This is a genomic window from Tenacibaculum sp. L6 (assembly GCF_028823685.1).
In the GTDB taxonomy this organism is placed as follows: Bacteria; Bacteroidota; Bacteroidia; order Flavobacteriales; family Flavobacteriaceae; genus Polaribacter.
Genome location: NZ_JAPEHZ010000067.1, coordinates 1 through 11,571 on the forward strand (window position 1 = coordinate 1; position 11,571 = coordinate 11,571).

The 11,571-nt window shown below is 34.9% G+C and carries 11 protein-coding genes and 1 tRNA gene; 11 read left to right on the forward strand and 1 reads right to left on the reverse strand.

Annotated features, from left to right (window positions below; genetic code table 11):
• Nucleotides 1-178 precede the first annotated feature (178 nt).
• Both OU788_RS10460 and OU788_RS10465 read left to right on the forward strand, forming a co-directional pair.
• Nucleotides 179-403, forward strand: coding sequence for a hypothetical protein (locus tag OU788_RS10460; protein WP_274635113.1), 225 nt, complete (start codon nucleotides 179-181; stop codon nucleotides 401-403).
• Nucleotides 404-515: 112 nt separating this feature from the next.
• Entirely contained in the window at nucleotides 516-1,304 is a 789-nt protein-coding gene (locus OU788_RS10465) for a tRNA pseudouridine(38-40) synthase TruA (RefSeq protein ID WP_274635114.1), read from the forward strand.
• A 48-nt stretch (nucleotides 1,305-1,352) separates the two neighbouring features.
• Here OU788_RS10465 and OU788_RS10470 read toward each other — a convergent pair whose 3' ends face one another.
• Entirely contained in the window at nucleotides 1,353-2,495 is a 1,143-nt protein-coding gene (locus OU788_RS10470) for an acyl-CoA dehydrogenase (protein ID WP_274635115.1), read from the reverse strand.
• Between the two features lie 94 nt (nucleotides 2,496-2,589).
• On the opposite strand from OU788_RS10470, the gene OU788_RS10475 reads away from it, so the two are divergent.
• The 9 genes from OU788_RS10475 to OU788_RS10515 all read left to right on the forward strand — a co-directional run bounded on the left by OU788_RS10475 (nucleotide 2,590) and on the right by OU788_RS10515 (nucleotide 11,458).
• Nucleotides 2,590-3,654 carry an anhydro-N-acetylmuramic acid kinase gene (locus OU788_RS10475; protein ID WP_274635116.1) on the forward strand — a complete coding sequence of 355 codons (1,065 nt, stop codon included), beginning with the start codon at nucleotides 2,590-2,592 and terminating at the stop codon, nucleotides 3,652-3,654.
• A 180-nt stretch (nucleotides 3,655-3,834) separates the two neighbouring features.
• Nucleotides 3,835-5,061, forward strand: coding sequence for a Glu/Leu/Phe/Val dehydrogenase dimerization domain-containing protein (locus OU788_RS10480; RefSeq protein WP_274635117.1), 1,227 nt, complete (start codon nucleotides 3,835-3,837; stop codon nucleotides 5,059-5,061).
• 175 nt (nucleotides 5,062-5,236) lie between these two features.
• Nucleotides 5,237-5,920: a MotA/TolQ/ExbB proton channel family protein gene (locus tag OU788_RS10485; RefSeq protein WP_274635118.1), complete on the forward strand. Its 684-nt coding sequence runs from the start codon at nucleotides 5,237-5,239 to the stop codon at nucleotides 5,918-5,920.
• A gap of 82 nt (nucleotides 5,921-6,002) precedes the next feature.
• Nucleotides 6,003-6,395 carry an ExbD/TolR family protein gene (locus OU788_RS10490; RefSeq protein WP_274635119.1) on the forward strand — a complete coding sequence of 131 codons (393 nt, stop codon included), beginning with the start codon at nucleotides 6,003-6,005 and terminating at the stop codon, nucleotides 6,393-6,395.
• Nucleotides 6,396-7,214, forward strand: coding sequence for an energy transducer TonB family protein (locus OU788_RS10495; RefSeq protein ID WP_274635120.1), 819 nt, complete (start codon nucleotides 6,396-6,398; stop codon nucleotides 7,212-7,214). It abuts the gene before it with no gap.
• Between the two features lie 279 nt (nucleotides 7,215-7,493).
• Nucleotides 7,494-8,822: a UDP-glucose dehydrogenase family protein gene (locus OU788_RS10500; RefSeq protein ID WP_274635121.1), complete on the forward strand. Its 1,329-nt coding sequence runs from the start codon at nucleotides 7,494-7,496 to the stop codon at nucleotides 8,820-8,822.
• Between the two features lie 145 nt (nucleotides 8,823-8,967).
• Nucleotides 8,968-9,978 carry an NAD-dependent epimerase gene (locus OU788_RS10505; protein WP_274635122.1) on the forward strand — a complete coding sequence of 337 codons (1,011 nt, stop codon included), beginning with the start codon at nucleotides 8,968-8,970 and terminating at the stop codon, nucleotides 9,976-9,978.
• A gap of 35 nt (nucleotides 9,979-10,013) precedes the next feature.
• Nucleotides 10,014-11,222 (forward strand): bifunctional folylpolyglutamate synthase/dihydrofolate synthase, encoded by a 1,209-nt coding sequence (locus OU788_RS10510; protein ID WP_274635123.1) that lies wholly within the window; start codon nucleotides 10,014-10,016, stop codon nucleotides 11,220-11,222.
• A gap of 161 nt (nucleotides 11,223-11,383) precedes the next feature.
• Nucleotides 11,384-11,458, forward strand: a tRNA-Val gene (locus OU788_RS10515).
• Nucleotides 11,459-11,571: the final 113 nt, after the last annotated feature.

Consider the following 11,571-nt stretch of genomic DNA (forward strand, 5'->3'; position numbering starts at 1 on the left):
ATTATAGCATATCCGTAATAGAAAATTCTATTAAAGGTAACTTTAGAATAGCTATAAAAGTAAATCCTAGAAAAAAATACCTTAAGCCTTTGTCTACGATGCGATTTGGCACGGACTCGCATTAAAAAAAGGAAATCGGAAACTAACCGTACAGGTTTTTAAAGTAAACGAGAATCAAGTGCAAATAGATATTGTAGATAACGGAATTGGTAGGGTAAGATCAAGAGAGATTAAAGAGAAGAAAATCCATCAACGCTCATCTGTTGGAATAAAACTAACCGAAGAACGCTTGCAACATTTTGCTAAAAATTATAAAAGTAAATCAACGATAGTTTTTACAGATTTGTACGCAAAAAATCAACCTGCAGGCACTAAAGTGTCATTGTTAATTCCTTTGATGTAGTCCAAAACATTTATACAAAAGTCATCATATTAATCTTGTTAAAAGCTGTAGTTTTGTCTGGTAAAAAAACAAGTTGTTATGATTTTACATCTCAAAACGGATAAAATACAGAATGAATTATAAGTATGCTTATTTAGTTCGATTTCAATATTTAGGATTTCGATTACACGGTTGGCAAAAACAACCTAATTTAAAAACAGTTCATTTTTTTGTAGATAAAACGTTGAAGTTTGTTTGTAAAGGGATTCGCTGTAAATCAGTGGGAGTAGGAAGAACAGATGCCAAAGTATCATCAACCGATTATTATTTTCAGTTGTTTATTGATGAAAAATTAGATGAATCTTTTTTTATGGAAGATTTTAATCGCAATTCGCCTTCTGACATTCGTGTAATTGCTGTTGAGCAAATAGAGGATGAAACATTTAATATCATTCAACATCCAAAAACAAAAGAATACCGCTATTATTTTTCTTACGGAGAAAAGAACCATCCGTATGGTGCAGCTTTCTTAACAGGATATTTGGAAGAGTTAGATGTAGAATTGATGAAACAGGGAGCACAATTATTTCAAGGCTTTCATAATTTTAAGCATTACTGTACTAAACCATCACCTGAAACAAAAGTTGAGAGAGAGATAGATGTTTGTAAGATTGAAGAAAACACAGAGCTGACTGCTTCATTTTTTCCAGAGAAAAGCTATGTGTTAATCATTAGAGGAAGTGGTTTTTTACGCAATCAAATCCGTTTGATAATGGGAGCTCTAGCAGAACTAGGTAAAGGGAATTATGATTTAGAGTTTATAAAGAGAAGTTTGAGTCCTGAAAATAGTGATATTGACTTTATGAAAACTATTGCTCCAGCTTCTGGGTTACATTTACATAAAGTAGAATTTAAAAAATAAAGCTTGTCAATCGACAAGCTTTATTTATACTATATTTTTAAAGTAGAATTACTCTTTAATTAAACTTCTTGAGATTACAATCTTCTGAATTTCTGAAGTTCCTTCGTAAATCTGAGTAATTTTTGCATCACGCATTAAACGCTCAACGTGGTATTCTTTTACGAAACCATTACCTCCGTGAATTTGAACAGCCTCAACAGTTTGTTCCATTGCTACTTTAGAAGCGTATAACTTAGCCATAGCCCCTTCACGATCGTAATTTTCACCAGCATCTTTCTTGCAGGCAGCAGCCATTACTAAGTGACGAGCAGCAGCAATTTCAGTATACATATCTGCTAATTTGAAAGCGATAGCTTGGTGGTTACAAATTTCAGTTCCGAAAGCTTTACGTTCTTTAGAGTATTTTAAAGCCAATTCGTAAGCTCCAGAAGCAATTCCTAAAGCCTGAGCAGCAATACCGATACGTCCACCAGATAAGGTTTTCATTGCAAATTTGAATCCGAATCCGTCTTCACCAATACGATTTTCTTTAGGAACTTTTACATCGTTAAATTGTAACGTGTGTGTGTCAGAACCACGAATACCTAATTTATCTTCTTTTGGTCCAACGTGAAAACCTTCCATACCTTTTTCAACGATAAAAGCATTGATTCCTCTATGACCTTTAGCTCTATCTGTTTGAGCAATTACTAAGTAAACATCTGCACGACCACCGTTGGTAATCCAGTTTTTAGTACCGTTTAATAAGTAGTGATCTCCTTTGTCTTCAGCAGTAGTTGCTTGCGAAGTAGCATCAGAACCAGCTTCTGGCTCACTTAAACAAAAAGCTCCTATTTGCTCACCAGTAGCTAATTTTGTTAAATATTTTTGTTTTTGTTCTTCAGTACCATAAGCTTCTAAACCATAACATACTAATGAATTGTTTACAGAAACCATTACTGAAGCAGAAGCATCTATTTTAGATAATTCTTCCATAATTAACACGTAAGAAACCGCGTCCATTCCGCTTCCTCCGTATTTAGGATCTACCATTACTCCCATAAAACCTAACTCTCCCATTTTACGTACTAACTCGTCTGGGAATTGTTGTTTCTCATCTCTTTCTATAACTCCAGGCAATAATTCGGTTTGAGCAAAGTCACGTGCAGCATCACGAATCATTAAATGCTCTTCTGTAAGATTAAAATCCATTATGTTTTTATGTTTTATTAAATTATTCGTAAAAATTGTGCTCAAAGATACTTTTTTAATAGCAAATTTTCAATAGAGTTGCTATTTTTACTTTATGCAAGAAAAATATATTTACTGCATCGGATTGATGTCGGGAACTTCGCTAGACGGAATTGACTTGGCGTATATAAAAATGCACGCTTCTTCATACAAAGATTTTGAAATTTTAAAGGCGGAAACCATACCATATTCCAAAGAATGGAAAACGAAACTACAAGTAGCAGTAGCCTATAGTAATGAAGAATTGAAATTAGTAGATAGTGCTTATGGTGAATTATTAGGGAAAGTATTAAATGATTTTCTAGAGAAGAATGCTATTAATAATGTAGACTTCATAGCATCGCACGGACATACCATTTTACATCAACCTGAAAACGGAATTACGCTGCAAATAGGAAATGGACAGGTTATAGCCAATAATACTCAGCAAAAAGTAGTATGCGATTTTAGAACGCAAGATGTACAATTAGGTGGTCAAGGCGCGCCTTTGGTACCGATTGGAGATAGCTTGTTGTTTGCTGATTATGACTATTGTTTAAACTTAGGAGGTTTTGCAAATATTTCCTATGAGAAGGAGAATCAAAGAATCGCTTTTGATATTTGCCCTGTAAATATTGTGTTGAATCATTACACACGTACAATAGGACTGGAATATGATGATGAAGGAAAAATAGCTTCCGAAGGAAAAATCAATACTCAATTATTAGAACAACTGAATTCACTTTCTTTTTATCAAGAAACGCCTCCGAAGTCATTGGGGTTAGAGTGGGTTCAGAAAAACATTTTTCCTTTAATAGATGAATACGAAACGGACATTCCTACAGTTTTAAGGACTTTTATTGAGCATACAGCTCTACAAATAGGGAATGTTGTAGAGAATGAAGCTACTATTTTGGTAACAGGCGGAGGAGCTTTTAATACTTTTTTAATGAGTAGGGTTGAGTTTTATGCAAAAACAAAAATCAAACAAGCAGATAAAGAACTTATCAATTATAAAGAAGCGCTCATTTTTGCATTATTGGGGGTGTTAAAAGTTCAAAACAAAGTAAATTGTTTACAATCAGTAACTGGAGCAAAAAAAGATCATTCTTCTGGTAAAGTTTTTTATCCGAAGAAATAATGTAAAGTATTTTGAGGAATATTGTTTTTTATGATAAATTTGTTCGGAAACAACTACACATTAAAACTATAGTAAAATGAATCAACTTTAGCTTCCCCAAAGGGGAAAAATCACAACTCAATTTTTAAGCAAGAAAAAGAAACAGATAAAGTTGAAAATCATCTATTATAACATTAAACAATGAAAGAATTATTAAAGCAATACGAAGAAAAGCAACCAGAAATAGTATTTAATTGGAAAGACCCTGAAACAGAAGCAGAAGGATGGACCGTTATAAACTCGTTAAGAGGAGGTGCTGCTGGTGGTGGTACACGTATGCGTAAAGGATTAGATAAATATGAGGTAACATCGCTTGCAAAAACGATGGAAGTAAAGTTTACCGTATCAGGACCAGCAATTGGAGGAGCAAAATCAGGAATTAATTTTGATCCACAAGACCCTCGTAAAAAAGGCGTTTTAGAGCGTTGGTACAAAGCGGTAGCTCCATTATTAAAAAATTACTACGGAACAGGGGGTGATTTAAACGTTGATGAAATTCACGAAGTAATTCCAATTACAGAAGATAGCGGTGTATGGCACCCGCAAGAAGGGGTTTTTAACGGACACTTCAAGCCAACAGAGGCTGATAAAATCAACCGTATTGGTCAGTTACGTAACGGAGTAATAAAAGTATTAGAAGATAAAAACTTATCACCAGATATTATTAGAAAATATACGGTAGCTGATATGATTACAGGCTACGGTGTTGCTGAAGCAGTACGTCATTACTATGATATTTATGGAGGAACTGTAGTAGGAAAGCGTGCTGTAGTTCAAGGTTTTGGTAACGTAGGTTCTGCTGCTGCTTACTATTTAGCGCAAATGGGAGCTAAAGTAGTGGGAATTATCGACCGTGTGGGTGGAGTTATCAAAGAAGAAGGATTCTCTTTTGAAGAAATTCAAGAGTTATTCTTAAACAAAGATGGTAATACCTTAGTATCTGAAAACATGATTCCGTTTGAAGAAATGAACGAGCGAGTGTGGAATTTACCTTGTGAAATTTTTGCGCCTTGTGCAGCTTCAAGATTAGTTACACAAGAACAAGTTAACAAAATGATCGGTTCTGGTTTAGAGGTTATTTCATGTGGAGCGAATGTTCCGTTTGCAGATAAAGAAATTTTCTTCGGATCAATTATGGAGGATACAGACAAGAAAGTAAGTTTAATTCCAGATTTCATTTCTAACTGTGGTATGGCAAGAGTATTTGCTTATTTTATGGAACGCAGAGTAGAAATGACAGATCAAGCTATTTTTGAAGATACGTCAAATACGATTAAAAAAGCGTTACAAAGAACACATGCTAGAAGTGCAGCAAAAACTCAAATAAGCGAAACTGCTTTTGAAATTGCGTTGAAAGAACTAGTGTAAAACTAACAGTTTTTATAAGAGTTACATAGCTGTTTTTAGCAAACAAGCACAATAAAAAATAAAAGTCTTCCTTTAATGTAAATAATAAGGAAGACTTTTTACATCAAACAATTTTAAACAAAACAAATCGTTAATTATTTAGCGAAAACATTACATAAACCCTAATTTAGTATTCATGCTATTATTTCAAGAAACTCAGGAGTTGGTAGAGGAAGTTCCTCAAGAAAAAACCTTATCAATCTATAATTTAATTATGGATGGCGGTATAGGTGGGCAAATTATTATTGCGTTGTTATTTGTGTTGTTAGCAGTGGCGTTATATATTTATTTTGAACGTTTTTTTGCCATCAAAGAAGCTTCTAAAGTAGATGTAAATTTCATGGATCAAATTAGAGACCATGTAACCAACGGAAGAATAGATAGCGCAAAATCACTTTGTGATAATACAGTAACACCAACGGCTAGATTAATAGGGAAGGGAATTTCTAGAATAGGAAAGCCTTTAGAAGATATTAATACAGCTATTGAAAATGCAGGTAAATTAGAGGTGTATCAATTAGAAAGAAATGTTTCAGTATTAGCAACCATCGCTGGAGCTGCCCCAATGATTGGGTTTTTAGGAACCGTAATTGGAATGATTGTTGCCATTCATGAGATAGCAAATTCAGGTGGACAAATAGATATTAAAATGTTATCAGACGGATTATATACTGCAATGACAACGACGGTTGCTGGGTTAATTGTAGGGATTATTGCTTACATCGCATACAACCATTTAGTAGTCCGTACTGATAAAGTAGTGTACCAAATGGAAGCGAAGTCGGTTGAGTTTTTAGATTTATTAAATGAGCCAGTATAATTAACTATTAAAAAATTGAAAGACTGAAAAAAATCAAAAATTTTTAAATCATTAAATCTTTTAATTTTTAAATAAACTAATCATGAATTTACGAGGAAGAAATAAAGTCAATCCAAATTTCAATATGTCATCAATGACTGATATTGTTTTTTTGTTATTGATCTTTTTTATGCTAACATCAACATTGGTTACCGTGAGTGCGATTGATGTCTTGTTACCTAAAGCAGGAGGTAAAACTGAAAACCAAACTTCAGTAGCAGTAACCATTACAAATGATGCTTCTTTTTATATTGATAAAACCAAGGTGAGTAATGCAAATTTAGAGCGAGAATTACTGACCAAAGTAGGGGCTGATAAAAAGAAAACAGTGGTAATTCGTGGCGATCAAAACGTGCAGTACAAAAACGTAATGCAAGTAATTGATATCGCGAACAGAAACAAGTTAAAAATGATTTTGGCTGTAAAAGGCAAATAAATGACAGTTTTAAATACCCAACATAAACGCAAGTCGGCGGTTATTACCACCATTATCCTGATACTGTTGTTAATCGGAATATTCAACTACGGAATGAAGTATTTAGATCCACCTATTGAATACGGATTGGCAATCAATTTCGGGAATTCTGATGTGGGAAGCGGTGACCCTGTAGAAAAAACGAAGACAGAAGCAGTTCCTCAGCAAGAAGAGGTGGTTGAAGAACAAGTAGAAGAAACGTCAGAAGAGCCTATCAAAGAAGAAATTATTACAAATGATACGGCTGAAGAAGTTCCTGTAGTTGAAAAAAAAGAAGCAAAGAAAGAACCTGTAAAGGAAACTCCGAAAGAAGAAAAGCCTAAAGAGCAACCAAAACCAAAACCATCTAAAGAAACTACCGATGCGTTAAATAGTTTATTAAACGGAACATCTAAAGACGGGGCGAACACTGGTGAAGGAGATAATAAGCAAGCGGGTGTAAAAGGAAACGAAAGCGGAGATCCCAATTCAGATAAATACTACGGGAATTCAGGGAGTGGCTCTGGTGGAAATTATAATTTAGCAGGAAGAAAAGCCTTATCAAAACCTATTGAAAAACCCGATTGTCAAGAAGAAGGGACAGTAGTGGTAAGCATCGAGGTTGATAGAAATGGAAAAGTAACAAAAGCAATCCCTGGAGCTAAAGGGACTACAAATTCAGCTTCATGTTTATACGAAGCGGCAAAAAAAGCAGCTTTAAGAACGAAATGGAATGCTGATGGAAATGCTCCTTCAGTTCAAAAAGGAACAATTATCTACAAGTTTTCTCTATCAAAATAAACTATCTTTGCCAAATAGTTGCAACAAAAAGGTATTCAAGCAGGTTGTGCAAACTAAAGGCACAACAGTTGAAGAATTAATCTGTTGTGTATTTTGAAACAAAAAACAGTATAGATTGTCAGTTCGAGTGATTTTGAGGTACGAAAAATCGTATCGAGAACTAATTTAAAAATCAATTTTTTCTCGATACAAATTTCACTCATAACAATCGTGAAATCCACTCGAATTGTCAGAGTTTTATCAAAAGGCACAAAGGGTAAGAAATAAAAATACAAATACATGAAACTAACTGTCATCGGAACAGGCTATGTAGGATTGGTATCAGGGACTTGTTTCTCAGAAATGGGGAATAAAGTAACGTGTGTAGATATCGATCAAGAAAAAATAAACAAACTGCATCAAGGAATCATTCCTATCTACGAACCAGGATTAGAAAAAATGGTGTTGAAAAACGTAGAAAAACAAAACTTATTTTTTACAACGAAACTAGAAGAAGCGATTGAAGAAACCGAAATCGTTTTTATTGCGGTAGGAACTCCAATGGGAGAGGATGGTTCTGCAGATTTACAATACGTGTTAGCGGTAGCAAAAGAGATCGGTCAAAAGATGAATCACCGATTGATCGTAGTTGATAAATCTACCGTACCTGTAGGAACAGCGGATAAAGTAAAAGCTACGATTCAAGCAGAATTAGATAAAAGAAATGTAAAAATTGAGTTCGATGTAGTTTCAAATCCTGAATTTTTAAAAGAAGGAGATGCTATCAATGATTTCATGAAGCCAGATAGAGTGGTAATTGGAGCGGAATCTGACTATGCGTTTGAAAAAATGCGTCAGTTATACACGCCATTCACCATGTCACACGAACGTTTTATTGCAATGGATGTTCGTTCTGCGGAAATGACGAAGTACGCAGCAAATGCTATGCTAGCAACAAAAATTTCGTTTATGAATGAAATGGCGAATATTTGCGAACGAGTAGGAGCGGATGTGAATAATGTACGTGCAGGAATCGGTTCTGATTCAAGAATAGGGTACAGTTTTATTTATCCAGGAGCTGGTTACGGAGGTTCTTGTTTTCCGAAGGATGTGAAAGCATTGAAAAAAATTGCGGAAGAAAACGGTTATGAGGCACAATTGATAAGGTCAGTTGAAGAGGTAAACAATCGTCAGAAATATGTGATAGCAGAGAAAATCATCAAAAAATTTGGAGAAGATTTAACAGGAAAAACCTTTGGTTTATGGGGATTGGCATTCAAACCAGGAACCGATGATATGCGTGAAGCTCCAGCAATTTATGTGGTAAAAGAATTGGTGAAGAGAGGGGCAAAAGTGCAAGCCTATGATCCGAAGGCAATGGAAGAAGCGCAACATTTTTATTTAAAAGATGTAGAAAACATATCTTATAAAAATGCAAAATACGAAGTATTAGAGAATGCTGATGCATTGATATTATTGACAGAATGGAAAGAATTCCGTTCGCCAGATTTTTCAGAAATTGAAAAGCAACTGAAAACTCCAGTTATTTTTGACGGAAGAAATCAGTACAATAGTTACAATTTAGAAGAACGAGGCTTTGAATATTATCAAATAGGTAAGAATAGTTAACAGAGAGTGGAAAGCAATACTCCAATGTCAGTTCGAGTGTTTTTTTCTGACCAAAGGAAAGAAAAAAATATATCGAGAACTATTTTGGAGCTGATAATCATTTTTAAAGTATAAAGAATAAGACAATATCTTTTTAAATAGATACATGAAAATTTTAGTAACAGGGGCAGCAGGCTTTATCGGATTTCATTTAAGTGAAAAATTGTTAGCGCTAGGACACACAGTTGTCGGGATTGATAATATCAATGATTATTACGATATCAATTTAAAATACGCTCGATTAAAAGAGTTGGGGATTGATAGAGAAAATGCTGAGGTTTTTTATCAAGAAACGATTAGTTCGACAAATGAAAACTTCAAGTTTATCCGATTGAACTTAGAGGATAAAGAAGAACTACTTCAATTGTTTACTACGGAAAAATTTGAAGTGGTTTGTAACCTTGCAGCACAAGCAGGGGTCCGTTATAGCATCGAAAATCCTGATGCATACATTCAAAGTAACATTGTTGGTTTTCTAAATATTTTAGAATGTTGCAGACATCATGAGATTAAACATTTGGTGTATGCGAGTAGTTCAAGTGTGTACGGAGCCAATAAAAAAGTACCTTTTTCCGAAGAAGATAGTGTAGATAATCCTGTGAGTTTGTACGCAGCAACGAAAAAAAGTAACGAACTCATGGCGCATACCTACAGCCATTTGTATAAGATTCCAACAACAGGATTACGATTTTTTACCGTTTACGGACCATGGGGAAGACCAGACATGGCACCGATATTATTTGCTGAAGCTATTTCAAATAATCGTCCAATCAAAGTGTTTAACAACGGAGATATGGAACGCGATTTTACCTATATAGATGATATTGTAGAAGGAGTAAAAAGAGTCATAGAAAAGTCGGTTGAAAATAGAGAGCTGTATAAAATCTATAACATAGGGAACAACGATTCTGTAAAACTGTTGGATTTTATCACTCAAATGGAAACGAGTTTAGGAAAAGAAGCTTCTAAAGAAATGTTACCGATGCAGATGGGAGATGTAAAAAGAACGTGGGCAAATGTTGATGGTTTAATCAGTGATTACGAATACAAGCCTCAAGTAAAGGTAGCAGAAGGAGTACGTCGTTTTGTGCAATGGTATCAAAAATATCATAGTTAGGTTTATAGAGGTTTCAATTATAATATAATTGTTTAATGACTTACCAAGAAGTACTAGATTGGATGTTTGCTCAGTTGCCAATGTACCAACGTCAAGGGCAAACAGCATTTAAAAAAGATTTAACCAATATCATTGCTCTATGCGAAGAGTTGAAAAATCCACATAAAAAGTTTAAGACCATCCATGTAGGAGGAACGAATGGAAAAGGATCCACTAGTCATATGCTTGCTTCGATACTACAAGAGGCGGGTTATAAGGTTGGATTGTATACGTCTCCGCATTTAAAAAACTTCACAGAGCGCATTCGAATCAACGGGGAAGAGATTTCCAGAGATGCGGTAATTGATTTTATAGTAAACAATAAAGCCTTTTTAGAAAATCAAGGATTGTCATTCTTTGAAATGACAGTTGGATTGGCGTTTGAAGAATTTGCCAATCAAAAAGTAGATATCGCGATTATTGAAGTTGGTTTGGGAGGAAGATTAGACTCCACCAATATAATTACGCCTGAAGTTTCGGTAATTACGAATATCGGATTGGATCACACCCAGTTTTTAGGAGAAACCTTACCAGAAATAGCGTTTGAAAAAGCAGGAATTATCAAACAGAACACTCCTGTGGTTATTGGGGAACGTCAAAAAGAAACAGAAAATGTTTTTATCGCTAAAGCGGAAGATTGCAAGGCTCCAATAATTTTTGCTTCGGATAATCCAAAAAACTATTCAACGGATTTACTGGGAGACTATCAAAAGCACAATGTAACCACAGCGGTAACTGCAATTCAACAAGTAAAAGAGTATACAATTTCTGAAGAAAATATCAAAAACGGATTGTTAAACGTAGTAAAAAACACCAATTTAAAAGGTCGTTGGCAGGTGTTACAGGATAATCCGAAGGTAATTTGCGATACAGCACATAATAAAGAAGGATTATTTTACACCTTAGAGCAATTAAAAAAGGAAAGTTATAAGCAACTGCATATTGTTTTGGGAGTAGTTTCTGACAAGGATTTGAGTGAAATTTTACCAATGTTTCCAAAAAATGCGATGTATTATTTCTGTAAACCAAATATTCCTCGTGGGTTGTCAGCAGACGAATTAAAAGAGCAAGCTAACGAATTTAATCTGGTTGGAGAGGTGTTTGATTCTGTAAGTCAAGCACTTGAAAAAGCAAAAGCAAATGCGTCTGAGGAGGGTATAATCTACGTGGGTGGAAGCACATTTGTAGTGGCAGAAATTTTATAGAAAAAAAATGAAAAAAGTTATTGTCAATCTCTAAAACTGTTATATATTTGCATCCGCAATTAACAAGTAAGGTTGCGTAGCTCAGTTGGTTCAGAGCATCCCGATTAACATCGGGAGAGTCAGGGTTACCACTCGAATCCTTAACGAGTTTAAATAAAAAAGGGCGCGTAGCTCAGTTGGTTCAGAGCACTTGGTTTACACCCAAGGGGTCAGGGGTTCGAATCCCTTCGCGCCCACAACTCTAAAAAGAGTTAAATGTAATCATCGTCCCGATTGACATCGGGAGGGTCAGGGTTACTACTCGAATCCTTAACGAGTTTAAATAAAAAAGGGCGCGTAGCTCAGTTGG

Bases quoted from the DNA above. Each gene is read 5' to 3' on its own strand.
- OU788_RS10465 (WP_274635114.1), top strand. From the start codon at position 516: ATGAATTATAAGTATGCTTATTTAGTTCGATTTCAATATTTAGGATTT.
- OU788_RS10490 (WP_274635119.1), top strand. From the start codon at position 6,003: ATGAATTTACGAGGAAGAAATAAAGTCAATCCAAATTTCAATATGTCA.
- OU788_RS10485 (WP_274635118.1), top strand. From the start codon at position 5,237: ATGCTATTATTTCAAGAAACTCAGGAGTTGGTAGAGGAAGTTCCTCAA.
- OU788_RS10505 (WP_274635122.1), top strand. From the start codon at position 8,968: ATGAAAATTTTAGTAACAGGGGCAGCAGGCTTTATCGGATTTCATTTA.
- OU788_RS10470 (WP_274635115.1), bottom strand. From the start codon at position 2,495: ATGGATTTTAATCTTACAGAAGAGCATTTAATGATTCGTGATGCTGCA.
- OU788_RS10480 (WP_274635117.1), top strand. From the start codon at position 3,835: ATGAAAGAATTATTAAAGCAATACGAAGAAAAGCAACCAGAAATAGTA.
- OU788_RS10495 (WP_274635120.1), top strand. From the start codon at position 6,396: ATGACAGTTTTAAATACCCAACATAAACGCAAGTCGGCGGTTATTACC.
- OU788_RS10500 (WP_274635121.1), top strand. From the start codon at position 7,494: ATGAAACTAACTGTCATCGGAACAGGCTATGTAGGATTGGTATCAGGG.
- OU788_RS10510 (WP_274635123.1), top strand. From the start codon at position 10,014: ATGACTTACCAAGAAGTACTAGATTGGATGTTTGCTCAGTTGCCAATG.
- OU788_RS10475 (WP_274635116.1), top strand. From the start codon at position 2,590: ATGCAAGAAAAATATATTTACTGCATCGGATTGATGTCGGGAACTTCG.